Below are 21,345 nucleotides of genomic sequence, written 5' to 3' on the forward strand. Positions count from 1 at the left end.
CGGCGGTATCGGTCAGATGACCGATATTTCGAAACACCTAGGCCGTGTCGACAAGAGAAAGTCCCAGCGCCACCCGGACGGCCTGCACCCGGTTCGCGACCTTGAGCTTGGCCAGAATCTTCTCCACGTGCGTGCGGATCGTAGACCGTGAGAGGTTCAGCATTTCGCTGATCTCCGTGTTCGTGGCGCCCCACGACATCAAGTTCAGCACCTCGAGCTCGCGACGACTCAGACCAAGATCACCGGCTCTGACGATCGCGCCGACCTCGCGCTGAATCGTTGTCCGGGCCTCATCCAATGCCTGCAGCTCGGGGGCGCCGAACGTGTCCGTGTAGGTCACATTCAGGTGCATCGTGCCCACCGGGGTCTCGTCATCCACCAGCAGGAAGGACACCCCTTGGGTGAATCCCGAGGCGAGCAGGAAGTCCTTCGCGGTGGCGGTCTCCCGGAATGCTGGCATCCGGCTCCAGTCCAGCACCTCGTGCGGTTCGTCCGAGACAAGACGGAAGTCGGGACTGTGCGGAATGAAGTAGTCCAGCCCGTGCTGCACATGCTCCGGCGCCATCTGATAGTTGAAGAGCACGCGGTCCACGCCGTCCGGCTTGTGCCTTACCGTGACCAGCACTACGGCGCACTCCACGGTGCTCTGCAACCTGATCAGGGCACCGATCACCCGGTCCCGCGGCCCCCTGGCAGCGGCGTCCGGCACGCTGCGAACGTTGAAGGCGGCTCCGCTGTCGTTCCGAACGGCGACGGCAGGGCCGTCGATCGTGGCTGACGTCATGGTCCTCCTAACTCGCCGACGACCGAGGCGCTGATGTCAAGTCAAGGAGAGCCCCGGGTAGCAGGAAAGCGTTTGCACCGACTATCACCCCGAATCTCACCCCTTTGCCACCCACTCGGGGGTCACCATTGCGCTCGCGGATCACATGGTTCGCCGAGCCAGCCACAGCGCATCCTCTCGGTTGTGCACCCCGAGCTTGCGATAGAGGGCACGGAGATGGCTCTTCACGGTGTTCGGCGAGACATGCAGGGTGCGGGCGAGCTCGGGGATGGTCGCATTGCCGGCAAGCGCCTCGAGCACCTCTCGCTCGCGACGAGTGAGCCGAGGCCGCGGAAGGGGCGCGAACCGGATCGGGATTCCCGTGATGGGCCTGCTCACAAGGGGCTCGAGGGCGTCACGCAGCTCTGGGGAGGCCTGGGTCAGGCGTGCGAGGGCGCCCGTGGCGTTCACAGCCGACGCGACGAACTCGACGACGCGGTCGTCCACTGACGCCGATGCAGCCCGTTCCGCCTCGGCGTACACGATCGACCCTTCGACCTGGTTAGCCAGTGGGATCCCGGCCGACGACTCCTCGTTCTGAAGCAGCTCAACCGCACCCGCCGGGTTTCCCTGCAACCACTCCTGCCGGGCCTTCGCCACTCGCGTGCCGAGCCAGGCCGAAGAGAGGCCTGGCGTGTTCAGCACCCGGTGGGCGCGTCGGAGGTCGCCCATGGACTGCTGAAGCGTGGCGAGATCGGTTCGGAGGATGGCACCGACCAGCGAACGCGGTTCGGTGCGCACCCGCTCAGTCACCAGGGCGTGACCAATCTCGCGCATCGCCGCCAGTTGCGTCCCCTTCACCAGCGCGTCGATCGCATGCACGTGGATGGGCACCCACCACCAGGTGCCCGAGGCCGACAGCGCTATTCGGCTGAGCGCGACCTCCGCGTTCCCGGTCTGCGAGCCGGCGAGCACGAGCGCCAGGGCGAGGATGCCCGGCTCCTGGTAGTGGAACCGGATCGTTCCTGGGGCGTGCGGCTCGACGCTCAAGCCGAGGAGCAGCTCACGCGCTTGGCGATACTGCTCCGACAGTGCGTAGGCGAACGCCAGGTGCTCCCGCGCGTATCGTGCCCATGGATGCTCGAAGCGCACGGTCGCCCATCGCAGCGCCTCAGCATAGATCGCCGTCGCCTGCTCCAGCTCTCCAACCAGGAGCTTCGCCGTGCCGCAGCGCAGCAACACAGAGGGAAGAACATCCGGAAAACCCTCCAGGTCGTCTGCCGAGTCGATGAGCCGCAGCGCCTCATCCGTCATGGCCGCGGCCTCCCTGTACCGCCCAGCGGCCAGAAGCGCGCGCATGCCCGGCTGCTGAAGACCGAGCAGATCGCGCACCGCTGGATGCTCCCGGGAGCGCACCCAGTCGCCGAACTCCTGCAGCACGGCACCATCGATCAGCATCACGGGGCGTCGTGCCGCCTCGGCGATCGCGCGAGACATCACGTTGCGCGGATGCCGCTGGTACCACTCCGCGGGCGCGGCTGCGAACACCTCCTCGAGCAGGTCCGGATGTTCGAACAGATAGAAGAAGAAGTCCTCGTCGAGAACGTGGTCCACCTCGTCCCAGTCGCCTGAGGTGACCGCCCCCGCTAACCGATACTCGTCCACCAATACCTCACCAAAGTCGTCGCCTTCTCCCCGCAGCGCACTGGATGCGCGTCAGCGAGACGCATCAGAACGCCAGATGCCGAACGGGAAGCCCAACAGGTCTCGTCTTCTGCCCTCAGGCACGGGCATCCCACGGATGCCACGGCGCGGCGAAGACGAATCGGGTCGGCTCAGTCGGGAGGAGAGTCGGTATCGAACGTCGGGGTTGAGGCAAGCCGGTCGTCGGCGGCAGGCAGCACAGAGAGCACTGCGTGTTCGACGATGGGAACGTCATCGGGCGAGGTGCTGGCGGGCGCGCCGCTCGAGGAGCCGCTCCCCGGGGCGGACTCCTGGCCGGGTGCGGAATCGTGGGATGGAGCGTTCGGGCCTGGGCTGTGTTCCGAAGGCTCCGAAGGAGCAGCGGGAACCGATGACGATCTGGCCGGCGAGTTCGGCTCTCCGGCGACACGGGAGACGTTCCGGGGCTCGGACGCCGTGCTCGGTACGAATTCCTGAGCCAACGGCGGAACGGATCCGGCAATCAGTGAGGAGACAGAGGAAGAGCGGGAATCCGGGGTGGTAGCGGGGCCGGTGCCGGTGGCGCCGGTCGAGGTGCCTGGCGGCGTAGCGCCGTCGCCGTCACTGGGCGGTTGCGAACCGATGATGGTTCCTGTGATCGTCCCGACGTCGCCGAGTGTGTCGTCGAGCAGCCCGGACACCGGGCCCGTGATGCTCGAGACGGATCCCAGCGTCGTGCTCAGCGTCGGACCCACGAGGGGGAGATTCCCAGCGAGCTCGTCGACGGCGCCGGCCACCGGGTTCAGGACCGACGAGACGGAGACGGACTGCGTGACGGTCGTCACCGCCCCGGTCACCGGAGCAACGGCGTGCTGCACCGGGCTCGGGAGGGCTTGGGCGATCGGACCCACTATCGATGAGACCGTCGACGTGGCTGTTGTGGTGAGGTCGGAGACCGGAGCGGTGACCGTTCCGAGCAACGAGCCGACCGACCCGAGAAGTCCCGTGCCGGAATTCGAGCTCGGCGGCGCATCCGACGATGTTCCGGATTCCTCTGCGGAGGCCGACATCGATCCGAACGCCAGCCCGAGGAGCATGAGACCGCCGGCGACTCCGAGCGCACTCAGCAGCAGGCGCATGAGATGCCTCGGCACTGCCGCGGAGCGATCCATCGATGTAGTCCCCCGGAGAACTGGGCGTTCCCGACACGCCCGCACCGACTCTAGCGGTGCCGGCCGCTCAGCGCGACGCCTCCTCCTCGACGTCGTCGGCTAGCGCGTCCAACGCCTCAGGTCGCAGCTCGATGTGCTCGGCCCTCAGCCGCTCGTCGAGCACCTCGGCGGTATCACCTGGAACGCGCCCGTGCTCGATGTCTTCGATGACGTCCTGGGCGATCCGTTCCACGGCCGCCATCGTGTCGTTCTCCGCGCCGTTGTCGGCGACGTCGCGTGCGAAATCAGCCATGATCAGCCCTTTCCATAGGTCTCGTCCTCGACGGGAACAGTACCCGCCCGCCTGAACGCGAGCGGGAAGACCAGCAGCCACACGGCCATCGCCGCGGCGACCAGCACGCCCGCGACGACGCCGGCGAAAAGCGATGCGACCACGTCGAACAGGAAGAACACCACGCCCGAGGTGAGCGCGGCGACGAGGATGAGCGCGAGTACGAGCATCCGATTGCCCTGCGTCACCAGCCACTCCTTGCGCTTGCGCCGGAACAACGCGCGGTGCAGCGCGACCGGCAGCAGCCCGACGGCGGTCGTGGCCGCGGCGAGCACGATGAGGCAGAGGTAGATGACCTTCTGGTAGCCGCCGAGGTGCTGGAACCCATACTGGAACGCGACTGTCAGCAGGAACCCGGAGAGGATCTGCGTGCCGGTCTGCGTCACACGCAACTCCTGCACGAGCTCCTGCCAGTTGCGGTCGGCGCGCTCGTCGCGCGTCTCGTCGCGTCCGCCGCGGCGGCCTTCGAAGGTCGCGGATTCCATGGGTCATCCTCCCGCGACGGTGTACCAGATGCCGTAGGCGCCGCCGACGCACATCACGACGGTGGCGATCCATCCGATCGTCTGCGACAACCATCTGTTGCGGTATTTGCCCATGATGCGCCGATCGCGCCCGATCAGCATCATGATCACGAGAAATGGCCCGGCAGCGATGCCGTTGACCAGCGCCGAGAGCACCAGAAGCTGGATCGGGTTGCTCACGAAGATGGCGAGCACCGTGCCCGCGACGATGCCGACCGCGAGCAGAAGGTAGAAGATGGGCGCCTTCTTCGGGCTCTTGTCGAGGCCCCAATTCTTGTCGAGCAGGGCGGCGAGGCCGGCGGATCCGGATGCCGCGAGCACCGGCACCGCGAGGATGCCCGAGCCGATGAATCCGATGGCGAACAGGGCGCCGGCCCAGGTACCCGCGATGGGCTCCAAGGCCTTCGCCGCCGCGGCCGCGCTCGTCACCGTCTTGTGATGGGCGCCGAGCGTGGCAGCGGTGGCGGCGATGATCGCGAACATGATCAGCACGCTGAACACCATGCCGGTGAACACGTCGACGCGGCCGCTGCGCAGCCTTCGCTTGGCGCCCTTCTTCGTGCGGTCGTCGAGCCTGGGCGCGCGGTCTCCTTCGAGCTTCTCGTCGCGCCCTTCTTCGATGCGCTGTGCTGTCTGCCAGAAGAACATGTAGGGACTGATCGTGGTGCCGAACACGGCCACCGCCAGTCCCAGGTACGCCGGTGTGAAGTGGAACTGCCCGCCGATCAGCCCCACGAGAACATCGCCCCACTTCACGTGCGCGACGAAGAGCACGCCGACGTAGACCAGCAGGGCCAGGCATAGCCATTTGAAGATGCGACCGATCCACTCGAACGACCCGGCTATCAGCGCGACGGCAATGCCCACGCCGGCGATCGCCGACCAGAGCGGGGCCGGTCCGGCATGGATCATCTCCATGCCTTGCCCAATCGCCATCAGATCGGCGGAGAGGTTGAGGCAGTTCGCGACGATCAGCGCGACGACGAGGACGATCACCGCGACGCGCCAGCCCTTGTCGAACTTGCGCCGGATCAGCTTGCCGAAGCTATCGCCGGTGGCCAGCGCGGTGCGGTCGCAGATCTCCTGCACGGCCATCATGAGCGGCAGCGTGACCGGCACCGTCCACAGCAGGCCGTTGCTGTACATTGCTCCGGCCTGCGCGTACGTCGCTATGCCGGAGGGGTCGTCATCGGCCGCGCCCGTGACGAGGCCGGGGCCGAGCACGCGAAGGAAACGCGTGACCGGGTTCTTCTTCGCGTCGCCGCGGGCATCCTTCTCATCGTGATGCTGTTCGTCATCCGCGGCAGGGTGCGCCTTCGAGTCGACAACCATCACCGCGCCCTTCAGCCATCGCAGGTGCACGGTGGCGAGCAAAAGCATCGTTCGCACAGGCTCTCGGCAACAAGGCCTTGCGCGGCACGCCTCGAGTGAAGTAGCCGACGGGTGTAACGTGTAGCGCTTCGTCAGGAGCGGATCGAGACCGAGTTGAGTGACGAGGACGGGACGACATGAGTACCGAGGTGGAAAAGGTCATCGGGGTCGCGGCGGGTGTCCCGTTTGTGGCCCTGCCGCCTGTCGACGCTGCCGGACCGGCGCCGCTCCTCGTCGGGTGGCATCTGAATGATCCGCCGCGCAGCGCTGCGGCGATGGCGGCCGCACTGCCGTTGGCCGGACTGGCTGCCTGGCGGGTGTACCTGGATCTGCCGATGCACGGGCGCCGGCAGCTACCCGGCGGTCTCGAGGAGTTCATGCAGCTGGGCTACCAGGATGCGGTGATGAAAGCGTTCGAGCCGCAGGTAACGCAGGCGGTAGCCGAGTTCCCCGCCGTACTTGCCGCACTGCGCGAGCAACTGCCCTTGGCCGATGCTCCGATCGGACTGCTCGGGGCTTCGATCGGCGCACTGCCGGCGCAACTGGCTATGGCGGAGGGGCTTGTCTCGGTCGCTGCGGCAGCACTGGTCAGCCCGGTCATCCAGGTGGCCGAGGTGGTGGCAGCCAACGAGCGCAGGTTCCGGGTGACGTACCCTTGGAACGAAACATCCCGAGCGGTCGCCGACCGGTTCGACCTCGTCGCCCAAGCAGACGACATCGCTGGTCGCGAGCCGCAGCCCGCCGTGCTGCTGGTCACCGGCGCCGAAGACGATCCGGCCTTTCCCCGCCAGGCGCGGCGGCTGTACAACGCGCTTCAACAGCGGTACCGCGACCCGCAGCGTGTCGCCATCGCGACGATTCCGGGCATGGGACACGCCTTCGCTGACGAGCCCGGCATCCAGCCCGCACCACAAACCATCCAGGCCGCGCTCCTCGACACCTCGATCACCGAATGGTTCGGGCGGCACCTCCACTGAGCCAGCCTGGTGCCGCGTCGTTCGCGGCGCGTCGCCGGGACCGGCGTGCCTCGCGCGTCAGCGCGCTGGGCCCGTCAGGATGACGACGTGGAGAGACCGGCCACGAGGTTCACCGTCGTGGCCAGGATGACCGAGCCGAACAGGTAGGACAGGAGCATGTGCTTGAGCACGGCTGCGCGGATCTCGCGCGAGTGCAGGTTGGTATCGGAGACCTGGAAGGTCATGCCGACGGTGAACGCGAGGTAGGCGAAGTCGACGTAGTGCGGTGGCTGCTTCATGTTGAAGTCGATGCCGCCGTCGGGCTTCGTGTAGTACAGCCGGGCATAGCGCAGGGTGAAAAGCGTGTGGATGAGCAGCCACGACAGCCCGACACTCAAGACCGCGAGCGCCGGTGCGAGAGCCTTTTCGACACCATTGCCGGCGCTGGCAGCGATGAGGCTGACCCCGATGGCGCCGAGGCTGACCATGCTGGCGATGATCAGCAGCACGTCGATGGCCCGCCGCGACGGGTCCTCGCGCGTCGCGTGCGCGCGCGTCTGCTCGTCGTTCAGCTTGCGCACGGCCAGCCACACCCACAGCACGTAGGTGACGCAGGCGACGTCCCACCCGATCACGGGCGCGTCCTCCTGCGCGCCGAGCAACGCCGCGACGCCCCCGGCGATCAGGCCGGCGACTGCCATGACGATGATGCGGTGGTGCGAGCGGTGCTTCAGCCACCGCTTCGAAAACGGCTCCTCATGCGACATGCGACCTCCTCGCATCCGTGCCCCCGGTTCGCTTGCGCCGTTTGCGCGCACCGAACTCGACCGGCAGCGAAAGCGCGAGTCCGGCGAGCACCAGGCCGATGACAGGCCAGAGCAGCGTCAGCGTGCCCGCGAGCACGCCGATGACGAACAGCACGAGGCCAAGGGCGTACAGGCAGGCGGATGCCCAGGTCAGGGCGTCCAGTGTTCGTCTCGATGGTCGTTCCACATGTGGCACCATGCCCGAGGAGAGCTGAGAAAGGTAGCGCTTGCCGACGGCCGGAGAACATGGCAGGGGTTCCGGTCAAACGGTCAGAGTGCCGGTGGGTTCGCTCCAGGCGCCGTGCTGCGCGAGCACCTCATACGCGATGCGTTCCAACGCGGAGGAGGGACCGTGAAGCGGGCCGCGCTCGGCGACGTCTTCAGGTGTCGAGCGGAAGACGAACTTCGCCACGCTGCGCAGGGCTGAGTCCGTCGGTTCGGCGGGTGCGACCTCGAAACGCTCGGCGAAGGCGCGCAGATTGCTCCGCTCGGGCAGGGCACGCAGCTGCGGATCGAAGACCCAGCTGGTGCAGATGTAGATGCCATCCGCCCCGAAGTACTCGCGGGCCAACCGGAGAGAGTCGTCCACCGATGCAGCGGTGAGCGGTCCGGCCTCGGGAATGTGGATGCCTCGCCCCCGGGCATCGGCTTGCGTCTCGAACTGCAGACGTCCGAGTGTGACGACACGCCCGAGGAACACGTCGATCAGCCAACCGTCGTCGACGAGATCGCCGTAGAGCTCGTTCTTGCGCCGGATGTCGGCGAGGGACGCCTCCGCGACCTCGCGCGGGAACCCCCGGGCGGCGACCGCGGCGACGGCATCGTCGTGCAGCTCGTCCATCGCCACCAGCAACGCGGTGCGCGACGTGGGCGGCAGGTGCGGGCGCTCTGCCGGTCCGGACACCGCAACGGATGCCAGCGCCGCCCGGAGCGCATCCTTCATCTCTTCCAGCCCACGGCGAGCGTCCAGAGCTCTGTCACCCGGTTCGGCCTCAGTGCTGCCCACGAGATGCGATCATCCCATGCGCTCGCCGAGGAACTCCGCGATGCGCTGCGCCAGCTCGTCCGGTGCCTCCTCCGCGATGTGGTGACCCGAGTCGATGCCGTGCCCACGGACATCCGTCGCCCAGTTGCCCCAGATGGGAATCGGGTCGCCGAAGAGCCGCTCGAGGTCGTCGCGCAACGACCAGAGCACAAGCAGCGGCATGGTCAGCCTTCGCCCCTCGGCACGGTCGGCTTGCTCGTGCGCCCGATCGAGCGTCAGGCCCGCGCGATAGTCCTCGAGCATCGCCGTCACGACCTCGGGCCGGTGGATCGCCTCCCGGCGTTCGGCGTAGTTCTCGACGCCCATCGCGTGCGGATCGCCGCCGTACCAGGCATCCGGATCGGCGTTAACCACCCGCTCCGGCAGATTCGGCTGCGCGAAGAAGAACCAGTGGTACCAGGCCGTCGCGAACTCCGGCGTGATGCGCTCGAGGTGCTCGATGATCGGCAGGCTGTCCAGAAGCACCAGCCGGCGCACGGCCTCAGGATGGTCCATGGCCAGCCGGAACGCCACGTAGCTTCCCCGGTCGTGCCCGACCACGTCGAACGCGCCGTAGCCGAGGTGTCTCATCAGTTCCAGCACATCGCCGGCCATTGCTCGCTTCGACGCTTGTGCATGATCGGGCAGCGGCTGTGGTGCCGTCGACCGTCCGTACCCGCGCAGGTCGGGAACGACCACGGTGAAGCCTGCAGCGACGAGCAACGGTGCGACCCGATGCCAGGTCGACCCGGTTCGCGGATGCCCGTGCAACAGCACGATCGGCACGCCATGGCCACCAACGCGCGCCCTGACACGCACGTCGTCCAGCTGTACGTCGGAGACTTCGAACCCTTCGAACACGTGCCGCGTCCTTCCGGTCGGTCCCTCTACTCTGCCGCGGTGGTACCACGCGAAGGGGCCGCCGTGCGTTCGACGGCGACCCCTTCGCTGCTAGGTGTTAGCTCAGGCGGCGCCTGCGGATCAGCGCCAACGCGAGCCCGGCGATGAGCAGCCCGAGGCCACCGAGCGCCCAGCCCACGATGTCGCTACCGGTTCCGGCGAGGGCGGCAGCGCCCCGATCGACCTTGTGCGTCGTGGTGCAGTCCGGGTTCTGATCGGGTGCGGGAACACACGCCGCCGTCTTGTCCGGGCTGGTCACCACGTTCACGAGTGAGTCGTCACCGTCGCCGTTCACGGTCACCGAGTACGTGATCGTGGCGCTCTGGCCCACTGCGAGGTCGCCGGTCCAGGTGAGCGTGTTGCCGTTGCGGCTGACCGTGCCCGTGCTGGCCTTCTGGTTGCCGACCCAGCTCGCGTCGTCGAGAACCTTCGACAGGTCGTCGTTGACGTGTGCCGTCACCGGTGCATCACCGGTCTGGGTCACCACGACCGTGTAGTCGATGCGATCCCCCACCTTGACCGTCTTTCCGGATGCCGGATCCGAGGTCTTCGAGAACGTGTAGCCCCCGTACTTCTGCACGGTCGAGCAGCCCGGCGTTCCGTCGGGCGCCGGCACGCAGGTTCCGTCCGGGTTCGGGCTCGTCACCGCGTTGCGGATCGTGGTGTCCCCGCCCCCGACGACCTTCACGGAGTACGTGATGGTCACGTGCTGGCCGACCGCGAGGTCGCCGGTCCAGGTCAGCGTGTGACCCGCAAACGCCGCCGTGCCGGAGCTTGCCGCCTGATCGCCGACCCAGCTCGCGTCATCCAGCACGCCGCTCAGGTCGTCGTTCAGCACAGCCCCGGGCACGGGCGCCGCGCCGAACTGCGTCACGTCGACGGTGTACTTGATGGTGTCGCCGACCTTCACGGTTGCCGGGGATGCCGGGTTCGACATCTTCGAGAACGTGAACCCGCCTGCCTTGTGGGTGGTGGCGCAGTCCGGGTTGCCGTCGGGTGCTGGCACACAGGTGCCGGCATCCGAGTCGGTGGTCGCCGCGTTGTCGAGCGACCCGTTCCCGGCCGCGGTGACCGTCACCGAGTAGGTGATCGTGACGGTCTGGCCGACGGCGAGGTCGCCGTTCCAGGTCAGAGTGGTGCCGCTTCGTGTGACCTTGCCGCTGTCAGCGGTCTGATCGCCGTTCCACGTGGCGTCGTCGAGCACGCCGCTCAGATCGTCGGTGATGGTCACGTTGTTCTGCGCGGCGGCACCGACCTGCTTCACCTGGATCGTGTACTTCACGATCTGGCCCACGGTGACATCCGTGCCGGAAGCCGGGTCGGAGGTCTTGGAGTACGTGAATCCGCCCACCTCGTGGTTCGTGGTGCAGGCTGCGAAGTCGTCGCATCCCTGTGAGGTCACCACGTTCACCAGCGACCCGTCGCCCAGGCTCTGCGCGCCCTTCACGGTCACGGTGTAGGTGATGTGCGCCACGCTTCCGACCGGAACCGTGCCCGACCAGCTCAGGGTGTTGCCCGTCACGGTCGCCGTTCCGATGTCTGAGCTGACGTCGCCGTTGTAGGTGGCGTCATCCAGAACCTTCGTCAGGTCATCGGAGAGCGAGGCATCAGCGGGCGTGGTTCCCTCCTGCGTCACGTCGATCGTGTAGGTGATCGTGTCGCCGGGATGCACCTCGGTGCCGGATGCCGGGGACGACGACTTCGCCACGTGGTAGCCCACGACATCGATGCCTGCGGGGTCGCAGTTGATCGTGGGGGCGACCTGCGAGTCCGCCGGTACATCGGCCGAACCGCACGCCGTGTTCACGAAGGAGCCGCCTCCGATGGATGCCGGATCGAGCGTCATCGTGTACTCGTGCGACTCCTTCGCTCCTGGCGCCAGCGAGTCGATGTGGAAGTCACCTGCCGTCGGGTTCTTGTCGTCGGCGATGTTCACGTTCGTGAGCGTGCCCTGCCCGGTGTTGGTCACCGTGATGCGGTAGTGCACCGTGTCGCCGAAGTGGAAGGTGGGGTAGTCGACGGCGTCGTTAGCGTCGTGCCAGTTGCCGTTGGCATCCTGCACCTCCTTCACGATGGCCGCCGAGTAGTAGTCGGCCTCGGTCATGAACGCGGAGGTGCGCATGACCAGTCCGGTGTGGCCCGCTCGGCCCTGCGCGACGTTGACGAACTTGTCGCCGCCCTTGGCGCCGTCCGTGGTGATGTGCACGCCGAACTTCTGCGTGTCGCCCGGGTTCAGCGTTCCTCCGATGACGCGGACCGCTGTCGCGTTCGGGGTCGGGGTGGTGGTCCAGCCGACCGTGTTACCGGCGACGCTTCCCGCAGACCCGTTGGAGGCATCCGCCGGGTCGTCGGACAGCGAGGACGGCTTTGTCGTCGTGTAGTAGACGGTCGCGCCGGCCGGAGCGTTCACCGACGCGAGCGTGTAGCTGCCCGAGTACGAGGTGCCGCGGCCGTCGCCGTTGTACGGGAGGATGTCGATCGTGTCGGTGAACGGCTGCGCGATCGGGTCGTAGGAGCGCACCGTGACCGTCCACGAGCCGTTGCCCTTGCCGTCGCCCTTCAGGTTCGGGATGAACGGGGCATCCGCCGTCTTCACCGTGGTGGTGTACCCGTCGGTGGCGACCGTCACCTGCGCCGCAGCGCTCTTGGTGATCCCGCCGTACGTGGCGTCGACGTTGTTGGTGAGCGACGCTCCGGGCGTCACAGCATCGTCCGCGACCGCCTGATACGTGAGCGCGTGGTCGGCGTTCGTCGTGACGCCGTTGAGCGTCCAGCTCAGCACCTGCTGGCCGGAGCCGTTCGTGGTGATCGTGGGTTCGGGAGACGCGGATCCGGCAACGTAGGTGACACCGGCCGGCAGCGTGTCGACGAGCTGGTAGCCGTCGACAGTGGCCGGGATGGCACCCGCTCCGTTCGCCGAGTACGTCAGCGTGTAGGTGGCCGGGTCGCCGGGGGCGATGACGCTGCGGTCGACGGTCTTGGAGATGGCGGGAGTCGCCGTGACGATGTGGAGGATGTCACGGAACCCCGTCGTGCAGGGGTAGCGGGACCCAGCTGTCGGCGTGATGCATCCGGTGGCGTTCCACCAGTTGTTCAACGGGTTGTCGACGATGCCGGAGAAGAAGGACCACACATCCGTACCGGCCGGGACATTCGCGTCGATCTTCTGGTACACCACCGCCGTGATGTGCGGGGAGCTGGATACTGTGTCGAACTGGCCCTGCGTTCCAGTGATGCGCATCGCCTTCACCGTCGTCAGGTCGGTCGGCTGTGTGGTGGTCCAACCGGTCGAGGTGCCGCAGTCGAACGCATTGGGGTTGTAGCTCGCGCTTGCGGGGTCGAGGGTCGGGTCATTGCCGACGTAGTACTCGGTCGTCGTTCCGATACCGGCAGCCTCCGGCTGCGCCCAACCCCACCCGGCGTACGTCACATACTTCGTGTCGAGTGCCGTACACATGCCGACGAGGCGGTCCGCGGGTCGATCGGTATGCAACTGCATGCCACTGTCCATGTACTGCCCGACAGTCGTTCCAGCGGAGACCCTATACGTGTCATCCCAAGTCGTTCCGCCGCTCCCCGTGTAGCCACGGCCCCATCCGGACGAATACAGGCCGGGTGTCGTCCAGGCCTTCGACTCGCTGTTGTTCGACGGGTCGTCCTGTGCGATCTGGCCGCTGGTCGACGTGTACGTTGGGGCATCCGAATTCAGAACAGCAGAACCGGACGAGGCCGTATTCACTCGCACCCAGATAGATCCCGACGTCAGCGCTACCTGATCGACGGGAAGGCGGTTGCCCGCCGAATCGAGCGTCGGAGGATTCGCAGGCGTGTAGTCGATGCCGGTGATCGTGAGCTGGAAGGCGGTCGCACCAGTTTGCGTGAACGAGCACGTGGTGGGCGCCGGCACCATTTGAGCCGCCGGGTGGCTGCCACCAGACCATGGGTGCCCGTCCGCGGCGCCCGGACCAGTGAATGGTGTGCAGCCTCCGTCGATCGAGATCGCGCTGCCTTGAGGGGACGCGATGTTGAGGTTGTACGTGATGGACTGGGGGCCCGCTTCGCTGCCGAGATCCTTGCTGAGCGTCCACTCGTAGTCGACCAGGTAGCCTCCGTTGCCGAAGGAGAAGCTCGGCGTGCCCACGCCCCACCGCATGTCCATGCCGAAGGCATTGGTGATGTCGATCGGGCTCAGGGCGGCGGTCTGGCCGCCGATCGCACCGGATGCGGTGATCTGGCTCCCTGTGGCACCCTCCGCCACGATCGGCGCTTGCAGCACCACCGCGGTGCCCTCGATCTGGGTGCCGAGGTTGCAGGTCAGGGTCGTGCCGTCGGCGGAGATGCTGGAGACCGGGGTCACGCCGCTGGTCTTGCACACGCTGGGAAGAGACCCGAAGTGTCCGTTCTGGGTCGTGATGGTCACCGTGACGTTATCGACCGGGTCGTTCGCCGGCGCGGGGGCGTCGTCGTTCACGTTCACCCGCCACACGCCCGTGACCACGTCACCCGACTTCACCGTGGTCGGGGTGCCGTTCTCCCACGACGCGGTGATCTGGTAGACGGGGGCCGCGACGGCGGGAGCCGCGCCGATCAGCGCAGTGCCGAGTGCCAGCGTGCCGGCGACGAGCGCCGCCATCCAGCGCCACGGCGTTCCCATCGTCAATCGCGTCTCGCGAACATGCTTGTTCTGCCGTGCAGACACAGGCGTTCCCCCTCGTGCTACCTGTAGATGACCCGCGACGCACCCGAATCGGCCGAGAGTCGTGGTCAGGCTATCGGCGCGCTATGCGCTGACTGGACGAATTCACCCCGCTATCACCCCACCCCCACCCCTGCGCCACCCGAAGGGGTCACAAGGGGGTGAGGGAGGGATGAGGTCAGTCGCGTTCCGGACGGATGTTCCGGCGTCGGAGCCAGGCGGCGGCTGCGGCGAGCAGGCCGAGCACCAGGAGGCCCAGGCCGAGGAGTCCGGCCGCCCAGACGTCGCTACCGGTGGATGCCAATCCCATCGCCGGAGCTGCAGGAACCACCTCCGTCACCTTGGAAGTCGATGGATCGGAGCTGATCGGAGCACCGCCTGGAGTGGTGCCCGTCACGGTCGCCGTGTTGGACAACACGCCGCCAGCAGCCAGGTCTGCGGCGACCACCGTGTAAGTGGCTGTGCAGTCGATCTCCTGCCCCGGCGCGAGCACGCTTCCGGGCGGGCAGGTCACTGCCGACAGTGTGCCGTGCCCCGTGAAGGCGCCTTCGTTCACCTTCGGATCGGTGATGGTCACGTTCCCGGTATTCGTGATCGCGAACGTGTAGGTGATCACCTGGCCGACGGTCATGACCTGCTGGCTGCTGGCCGTCTTCACCAGCGCCAACGCCGGGTGCGGGTTGGTCGGCAGCACCACAGGCGGCGTCTCTGCCTTCGGCGGCGTGGCGCCCCCGGGCGGTGTCCCCGTCACGGTCGCGGCGTTGCTGATCGAGCCGGCGTCGATGTCAGCCTGCACCACGGTGTAGGTGGCGGTGCAGGTCTCCACCTGGCGGGGCGCGAGCGTGAGCGGCCCGGTCGGGCACACCACGTTCGAGAGCGCGCCATGCCCGGTGAAGCCGGTGTCTGCCACCTGCGGATCCGTGATGGTCACGTTCCCGGTGTTCGTCACCGTGAACGTGTAGGTGATCTTCTCCCCCGCCGCGGCCGCCGTCACATCAGCGGTCTTCACGATCGACAGCGCCGGAGACGCCGGAATGTGCACGGTCACCGTGTTCGACGACACCGGGTCAAGCGGGGTGCCGCTGGGCGGAGTGCCGGTGACCTCGGCCGTGTTGGTGAGGGTTCCCGCGTCGACGTCGGCCTGGGTCACGGTGTACGTGGCAGTACAGGTCTCCACCTGGCCCGACACGAGCGTCGTCTCGGGGCACGCGATCGCGGAGAGGTTGTCCCGGTCGCCCGAGAAGGCGGCATCCTCGACACCCACGTTCTTCAACGTGACATTCCCGGTGTTCGTCACCACGAAGGAGTAGCTGACGGTCTGACCCGCGGTGGTCACGGTCGTCGGGTTCGCAGACTTCACCACCGAGATGTCCGGTGCCGGCGTCTCCGGAATGGTAACGGTCGACGTCACCGGTGGCACGGGTGTGGCCGAGCCCTGCGGCGTGCCGCTGACCACGGCCGTGTTCGTCACCGACCCAGCATCCACGTCCTCCTGCGTCAATGCGTACGTCGCCGTACACACTTCCTGTGTGCCGGGCGCGAGCGTCGTGGAGGGGCACGACGGAACCGGAGCGGCGCCGGTCCCGGTGAAGGGCGTGTCGGCAACGCTGATGTCGTTCATCGGAACGTTGCCGGTGTTCGTCACCACGAAGGAGTACGCGATCACTTGGCCGACGGTGTACACCTGGGCGTTCGACGGATCCGCCGACTTCACGACGCTCAAGCCCGCCGTGGGTGCGGTGGTCGGTGTTCGAGTGGAAGACGAGTTGGAGGTGACGTGTCCCGTCGAACCGGACGGTGTTCCGCTGACAGTGGCCGTGTTGTCGACCGACCCGCCCTTCACGTCGTCAGCAGTGACGCCATACGACGCGTCGGCAGCACAGGTCATCGACGCGCCCGGGGCCAGCGTGGTCGAAGGACACGTCACGGCACCCGCCTTGGCATCGCTTACGGCGATGCTTTCGACGGGAAGCCGACCTGTGTTCGTGACGTCGAAGGTGTACGCGATGGTGTCGCCGGCGTCGACGAGTCCATCCTGGTTGACATCCACGGGCACGCCCGCGTGCTTCGTAAGCGACAGCGACGACGCAACAGCGGCGTTGGTGATCGTGCAGTTGACAGCATCGCCGATGCCGACGGTGACCGTCGCACTGGGACCGCCTGCGCCGGACGGGAGCGCGGGATCGGTCGCACCGTTGCGGGTACATGACCAGCTCTGTGTGTAATCGGAGAGGGTTCCCGCCGTGGCGGCTTCAGCGAACGTGAACGGCGAGCCGCCCGCCGCGACGATGACCGTCGTCGGTCCTGTTGTCGCGGTCGCGCCGCCGTTCGTGTCCGCGGATGCCAGTGTCGATCCATCCGAACTGGCTACCGAGATCTGGAACGCGTCGGCCGAGGTGTAGTACGGGTTCACCACCGTCTTCGACAGCTGCACGCTCGACACCAGAACACCGAAGGCGACGCCCTCGAGACCGCCGCCGACCATGGTCTGGCTGAACGACGAAGGCGCCGTCGACGCCAAGATCGCCGTACCGGTCATCGAGTTTGCATTGCCGCCCGTGCACTTCACCGTCGTCGTGCCCACGCCGGTGAACCCGCCACCGCAGGCGTTCCCGAGGCCGTTGCCGCTGCTGTTCGCTGTCAACGACGTGATCGGGTTCGACGAGGTCCACGTGATCGACTCACCCGGACCGGTCGCCTCGGCATCCGCGCCGACCAGCGAATACCCACGAACGGTCTTGCCGTTGCGGTCGGTGACCACGACGTTCGTCAGTGTCGCCGTTGTCGTGCCACTCGCCGTCTGGTAAAGGGCGGGTGAACCGGGGACGCCGGTGTAGTGCCCGCTGTTGCCGAGATACGATCCAGACCAGGTGGGCAGGTTCGTCGCCCTCACTGCTGAGCCGGTCACGGTCAGCGTGAACGACACCGTGTATCCGCCGGGAATGTTCTCGGTCAGCGTCTGTCCCGTTGCCGCCTGGGCCGCGTTGTAGCCGGAAAGGTCGATCCAGCACAGTGTGCTGGCGTACGTTCCCGTGCCCGGAGACGCGAAGCCGCACGACGTGGCGGCCCGCGCCGGCGGAGCGTTGACCGCATCGGCGGCAGCGAGGCCGGCGATGACCAGCGCGCTGCTGATCATCGCGGCAAGTAATCCGGACTGCAGCCGCGTCGCGCGTGAACGAGTACCAATCCGACGAAACCGCACCCGATCCCCCGAGCCCCTCAGTTCAACGCCGAACTCCGTCAGCCCAGCGACAGTGCATACACCAGATTGCGAGCACCAAAGAGCATCCTGACACGAGCGGAGAACTCCCCTACCTGGTCTCACCCCGACTTCACCCCGTCTACCCGCGGTTAGGGGGGCGGTCCGAGGAGCGTTCAGTCGGGCTCTGCGAGCAGGCGGCGATCGAGCGCCACGGCGACGGCATCCTCCCGGTTCGTCACGCCGAGCTTGCGATAGATGCTGCGCAGCTGCGTCTTGACGGTATTGGTCGAGACGAACAGGGCCCCGGCGATTTCCGCCACGGAGCCGGTCGACATCAGGTTGCTCAGCACGGCACGTTCGCGCTGCGTCAAGACCACCCCGCTCTGCAGATCGGGCAGGAGCGACCGCAGCGGCACTTCCGTCACGAGGTCGCCGAAGCCGGCCTCGGACAGTGCGGCGACGACCCGCTCGAAGTCCTGCACGGGAAGCAGGGCGACGGCCAGGCGCTGGTCCGTCGCCTTCAGCAGGGAACCGAGCCGGTGTACGACGCCGCGGCTCCGGGCGGTGGGCGAGAACCGGAGCAGCACCGCCGCCTCGAGCGCGGCGGCCTCCGCGGCGGTCCGGGACGTCATCCCTTCGCCGACCAGAGACCTCAGCGTCGTCAGCGCCGTGCCGGTGTTCCCCATCGCGAGATCGGCCCTCGCCCTGTCAACGGCGGCCTGGGGATCGTCGGACGAGACGCGGTCGATGAGCGCAGCGGCCGCCTCGGGGTTGCCCAGCGCGAGGTGCAGCAACGTACGGATGCGCGCGAGGGCCTGGCGGGCATCCGTCGAGCGTCCCTCGCGGCCGCGCATCGCGACGAGTGCCTCCAGTTCGGCGAGCGCTCTGGCCGGATCGCCCTCGACGAGACCTGCGATGGCCTCCACCTGGGCGATGGCGATCCAGTGCTCGATGGAGCGGCGGTCGTGCTGCATCGCCGCCAGATGCTCGCGCGCAGTCGGCGCGTCAAGACGCTCGAGCGCGATCACGGCCTCGGCGAGCCGGTAGAACGTTCCCGTGTACATGTTGCGCTGCCGGTCGGTCCACGGACCCGTGCGGGCGTAGTCGATGTGCGCCTGCGCCTCCGGAAGGTCGCCGCGCAGCGCATGGATGCCCGCGAGCATCGCCAGATTGCCGAAACCTGGTGAGGGCGCGCTGTCGGGAGTGGCGGCGAGGCCCTTGCTGAAGGCATCCATCGCATCGTCGACATCGCCGCCGTAGAAGAGCGACACACCGACCTGCGAGTACACGCGCGTGAGGCTGCGCATGTGCACGGCATCGGTCTCACTGAGGCTGTCGAGCAGCTGCACTGCAGCCCGCGAGGGACCGACCGAGCGACGCGGATGCCCGACCAGCCGGTACGCGACACCCTCCGTGGCACGGATGAGCGCACGGTCCACGGTGTCGAGATCGGGGCGCACGGCGCGCGCCGCCCGCACCGACCACTGGAAGTACCGCAGCGCCCGCACCCGGTGGAAGCCGATGACGTTGTAACAGATGCCGAGCATCATCGTGAGCAACGGCTCGGAGTGCAGTGCCTGCGCGGGAAGGCGTTCGAGCAGCAGCCTGGTGACCTCGCCGTGGTCGGCGGACAGCTCGAACCATCCGGCACGGACTACCGCTGCGGCTTCCCCGCTGTCGCCCTCGTCGACGGCACGCGACAGCGCAGCCACGAAACGGCGGCCGTCATCGTGGCCGGTGTCGCGCTCGTCGTTATCGTCTTGCGCCACGTCGCCGACTCCCCTTTGGTCGTGCTCCGCTCACACACGAACGGATGGCCCGCGCTGGTGTTGAGCGTCCGGGCCGTCTGAAGTGGTGGAGTTTTGCGCCAGGTGGCCGGATGGATGACATCCTCGCCTCCTCGCGCGAGATCACGCTACCAGCGCAGCAGCGCCACCGGTTGCGGTTCCGGCCGCTCCGGCATCGGCTCCCCCTCCGGCGGCGCGTCGACCTCCTGTACGAGCACGTTCCCGCCGCTGAGCACTGCCGCTCGCGTGAGCCCCTCGGCGATCGAGACCTGCTCGATGACGTTCGCACCGAGTCGCTCGTCCGCGTTGCGTGCGACCCAGGGCTCGGCATCCAATGCTTCGAGCGCGCCGTCGACGCCGAGCTCCCTTGGGTTCAAGACCAACGTGTCGACGCGCGCCTCCTGCAGCGCAGCGACGACCGCGTCGATGCCGCGAGCGCCGCTCGCACCGCTGTCCTCCGCCGCGCGCGCGAGGGCGTCGTCCACCTCGCGACGCAGGTGTTCGTGCACAGCCGCCGCGATGGCGTCGTCGAGCGCCTCGTCGTCGGATCCGTCCGCTTTCGTGTGCGCATCCACGTCGACGAGAAGCGCACGAGTTGAGGCGCCGAGCTGCTCTTCGAGCAGCTGCCTGGCACGAACATCCCCCGCAATGACGACGAACCCCGGCCGATGCTCGAGAACGATCTGCTCGAGCGCATCGTCCACTTCCGACTGCGTCTGCTTCCAGATCTCCTCGGAGTGCATCTGGTACCGGCGATGAGACCAGCCGCCTGCCTGCACCTTGGGCAGGCTGTCGGTTCGGCCCTGCACCTCTGCCGCCTCATCCGTACCGGCGCGACCCCACCTCTCTACCCACAGGTGAGCGCCCTCCCTGCCTGCCTCGACGACGACGTAGCGGATGTCCGCGGCCGCGTGCCTGAGGAGCGGCAGCACCGGAGGCACCCGCTGGTATCCGATCTGCTCGGGTCCGAGCCTCTCGCCGACGAACCGTTCAGCGAGTTCGACAGCGCCGTCGCGCACCAGCAGATAGAGGACCGACGGGCTCGGGATGCCGGCATCCGTCGCCACCGTCTCGTCGACCGCCTGCACATCGGGTTCGGGTGCCCCGCGTTTGCGTAACTCGTCGAGCAGGGCGTGGCGCCTGCTGTGCTCGGCCGGCGTCGGCTCGTCGCCGTGTCCGTCGACGTACGCGAACGTGTAGCTGCCGTTGCCGGACAGGATTCGTACGAGATCGTTCTGGTCGATCATGTTCCTCCCTCGGAATCCTCTGAGGATGGGCGCCTCAGAGGATGGGCCGGCCACCGGTGACCGCGACGCGCGCGCCCGAGATGTATGAAGCCTCGTCGCTGGCCAGGAGCACGTACACGGGTGCGAGCTCCGCGGGCTGAGCCGGGCGTCCGAGTGGGGTGTTGCCGCCGAACTTCTCCACGTGCTCCGCAGGCATCGTGGACGGGATCAGCGGGGTCCAGACCGGCCCGGGCGCGACGCTGTTCGCACGGATGCCGCGCTCCCCCAGGAGCTGGGCCAGCGACGCGGTCATGTTCGCGATGGCCGCCTTCGTCGCCGCGTACGGCATGAGCGTGGGCGACGGGGCATCCGAGTTCACGGACGACGTTCCGATGATGGATGCGCCGGACGACATGTGCGGAAGCGCCGCCTTCACGAGGTGGAAGTAGGCGCTCAGGTTCGTGGCGATCGTCTTGTCCCACTCGTCGTCGGGGATGTCCTCCACCTTCGTGTACGTGCGCTGCATCGCCGCGTTCGAGACCACCACGTCGACCTTGCCGAACTCCTTCACCGCGGCATCCACAAGACGACGGCACTCCGCCGGATCGGAGATATCTCCCCTGAGCGCCACGCACCGCCTGCCCGCTTCGGTGATCCAGTGCTCGGTGTCGCGGGCATCCTCGTCTTCCTCGAGGTAGCCGAAGGCCACGTCGGCGCCTTCGCGCGCGAACGCGATCGCGACCGCTTTGCCGATGCCGCTGTCTGCGCCGGTAATCACGGCAGCCTTGCCTTCGAGGCGCCCGCTGCCCCGGTACGACTGCTCGCCGTGGTCGGCCTTGGGCTGCAACTCCTCCTCTGTGCCCGGCGGGTTCTGTTGCTGCTGCGGCTGGCTCATGCGTATCCGTCCTTCCCACTCTTCGGGTTC

16 protein-coding genes are annotated in these 21,345 nt (G+C 67.5%); 1 reads left to right on the forward strand and 15 read right to left on the reverse strand.

Annotated elements, in window-relative coordinates; translation table 11 throughout:
• Positions 1–37: 37 nt before the first annotated feature.
• From ACYVI5_RS15435 to ACYVI5_RS15460, 6 genes are all read right to left on the reverse strand, one after another.
• Positions 38–784, reverse strand: coding sequence for a helix-turn-helix transcriptional regulator (locus tag ACYVI5_RS15435; protein ID WP_460580993.1), 747 nt, complete (start codon positions 782–784; stop codon positions 38–40).
• A 141-nt stretch (positions 785–925) separates the two neighbouring features.
• Positions 926–2,428 carry a LuxR C-terminal-related transcriptional regulator gene (locus ACYVI5_RS15440; protein WP_460580994.1) on the reverse strand — a complete coding sequence of 501 codons (1,503 nt, stop codon included), beginning with the start codon at positions 2,426–2,428 and terminating at the stop codon, positions 926–928.
• Positions 2,429–2,598: 170 nt separating this feature from the next.
• Positions 2,599–3,597 carry a hypothetical protein gene (locus ACYVI5_RS15445; protein ID WP_460580995.1) on the reverse strand — a complete coding sequence of 333 codons (999 nt, stop codon included), beginning with the start codon at positions 3,595–3,597 and terminating at the stop codon, positions 2,599–2,601.
• 67 nt (positions 3,598–3,664) lie between these two features.
• Positions 3,665–3,889, reverse strand: a complete 225-nt coding sequence (locus tag ACYVI5_RS15450; protein ID WP_460536098.1) for a hypothetical protein — start codon at positions 3,887–3,889, stop codon at positions 3,665–3,667.
• 2 nt (positions 3,890–3,891) lie between these two features.
• Positions 3,892–4,413, reverse strand: a complete 522-nt coding sequence (locus ACYVI5_RS15455) for a DUF6328 family protein (protein ID WP_460580996.1) — start codon at positions 4,411–4,413, stop codon at positions 3,892–3,894.
• Positions 4,414–4,416: 3 nt separating this feature from the next.
• Positions 4,417–5,832 (reverse strand): NRAMP family divalent metal transporter, encoded by a 1,416-nt coding sequence (locus ACYVI5_RS15460; RefSeq protein WP_460580997.1) that lies wholly within the window; start codon positions 5,830–5,832, stop codon positions 4,417–4,419.
• A 128-nt stretch (positions 5,833–5,960) separates the two neighbouring features.
• Between ACYVI5_RS15460 and ACYVI5_RS15465 the strand changes: the two genes are divergently transcribed.
• Positions 5,961–6,800 (forward strand): alpha/beta hydrolase family protein, encoded by an 840-nt coding sequence (locus ACYVI5_RS15465; protein ID WP_460580998.1) that lies wholly within the window; start codon positions 5,961–5,963, stop codon positions 6,798–6,800.
• 74 nt (positions 6,801–6,874) lie between these two features.
• Here ACYVI5_RS15465 and ACYVI5_RS15470 read toward each other — a convergent pair whose 3' ends face one another.
• The 9 genes from ACYVI5_RS15470 to ACYVI5_RS15510 all read right to left on the reverse strand — a co-directional run bounded on the left by ACYVI5_RS15470 (position 6,875) and on the right by ACYVI5_RS15510 (position 21,315).
• Entirely contained in the window at positions 6,875–7,546 is a 672-nt protein-coding gene (locus ACYVI5_RS15470; protein ID WP_460580999.1) for a DUF1345 domain-containing protein, read from the reverse strand.
• Positions 7,536–7,772: a hypothetical protein gene (locus tag ACYVI5_RS15475; RefSeq protein ID WP_460581000.1), complete on the reverse strand. Its 237-nt coding sequence runs from the start codon at positions 7,770–7,772 to the stop codon at positions 7,536–7,538. Before ACYVI5_RS15475 ends, ACYVI5_RS15470 begins: the two co-directional genes overlap by 11 nt.
• Positions 7,773–7,847: 75 nt before the next feature.
• Positions 7,848–8,591 carry a hypothetical protein gene (locus ACYVI5_RS15480; RefSeq protein ID WP_460581001.1) on the reverse strand — a complete coding sequence of 248 codons (744 nt, stop codon included), beginning with the start codon at positions 8,589–8,591 and terminating at the stop codon, positions 7,848–7,850.
• A gap of 9 nt (positions 8,592–8,600) precedes the next feature.
• The gene (locus ACYVI5_RS15485; protein WP_460581002.1) at positions 8,601–9,470 is read right to left on the reverse strand and encodes an alpha/beta fold hydrolase; all 870 of its coding nucleotides are present in this window, start codon (positions 9,468–9,470) and stop codon (positions 8,601–8,603) included.
• Positions 9,471–9,567: 97 nt separating this feature from the next.
• Entirely contained in the window at positions 9,568–14,208 is a 4,641-nt protein-coding gene (locus tag ACYVI5_RS15490) for a DUF7927 domain-containing protein (protein WP_460581003.1), read from the reverse strand.
• 175 nt (positions 14,209–14,383) lie between these two features.
• A complete protein-coding gene (locus tag ACYVI5_RS15495) occupies positions 14,384–17,341 on the reverse strand; it encodes a CshA/CshB family fibrillar adhesin-related protein (protein WP_460581004.1) in 2,958 nt (985 codons plus the stop codon).
• Between the two features lie 239 nt (positions 17,342–17,580).
• Positions 17,581–19,176: a LuxR C-terminal-related transcriptional regulator gene (locus ACYVI5_RS15500; protein ID WP_460581005.1), complete on the reverse strand. Its 1,596-nt coding sequence runs from the start codon at positions 19,174–19,176 to the stop codon at positions 17,581–17,583.
• A 146-nt stretch (positions 19,177–19,322) separates the two neighbouring features.
• Complete coding sequence (locus ACYVI5_RS15505) at positions 19,323–20,441, reverse strand: baeRF2 domain-containing protein (protein ID WP_460581006.1); 1,119 nt, start codon at positions 20,439–20,441, stop codon at positions 19,323–19,325.
• A 34-nt stretch (positions 20,442–20,475) separates the two neighbouring features.
• A complete protein-coding gene (locus ACYVI5_RS15510; protein WP_460581007.1) occupies positions 20,476–21,315 on the reverse strand; it encodes a Rossmann-fold NAD(P)-binding domain-containing protein in 840 nt (279 codons plus the stop codon).
• Positions 21,316–21,345 lie beyond the last annotated feature (30 nt).

This window comes from Humibacter ginsengisoli (assembly GCF_054780095.1).

Excerpts from the sequence above, each read along its gene's own strand:
- ACYVI5_RS15505 (WP_460581006.1), bottom strand. The coding sequence starts at position 20,441 with ATGATCGACCAGAACGATCTCGTACGAATCCTGTCCGGCAACGGCAGC.
- ACYVI5_RS15465 (WP_460580998.1), top strand. The coding sequence starts at position 5,961 with ATGAGTACCGAGGTGGAAAAGGTCATCGGGGTCGCGGCGGGTGTCCCG.
- ACYVI5_RS15435 (WP_460580993.1), bottom strand. The coding sequence starts at position 784 with ATGACGTCAGCCACGATCGACGGCCCTGCCGTCGCCGTTCGGAACGAC.
- ACYVI5_RS15450 (WP_460536098.1), bottom strand. The coding sequence starts at position 3,889 with ATGGCTGATTTCGCACGCGACGTCGCCGACAACGGCGCGGAGAACGAC.
- ACYVI5_RS15510 (WP_460581007.1), bottom strand. The coding sequence starts at position 21,315 with ATGAGCCAGCCGCAGCAGCAACAGAACCCGCCGGGCACAGAGGAGGAG.
- ACYVI5_RS15445 (WP_460580995.1), bottom strand. The coding sequence starts at position 3,597 with ATGGATCGCTCCGCGGCAGTGCCGAGGCATCTCATGCGCCTGCTGCTG.
- ACYVI5_RS15455 (WP_460580996.1), bottom strand. The coding sequence starts at position 4,413 with ATGGAATCCGCGACCTTCGAAGGCCGCCGCGGCGGACGCGACGAGACG.
- ACYVI5_RS15495 (WP_460581004.1), bottom strand. The coding sequence starts at position 17,341 with ATGATCAGCAGCGCGCTGGTCATCGCCGGCCTCGCTGCCGCCGATGCG.
- ACYVI5_RS15460 (WP_460580997.1), bottom strand. The coding sequence starts at position 5,832 with ATGCTTTTGCTCGCCACCGTGCACCTGCGATGGCTGAAGGGCGCGGTG.
- ACYVI5_RS15470 (WP_460580999.1), bottom strand. The coding sequence starts at position 7,546 with ATGTCGCATGAGGAGCCGTTTTCGAAGCGGTGGCTGAAGCACCGCTCG.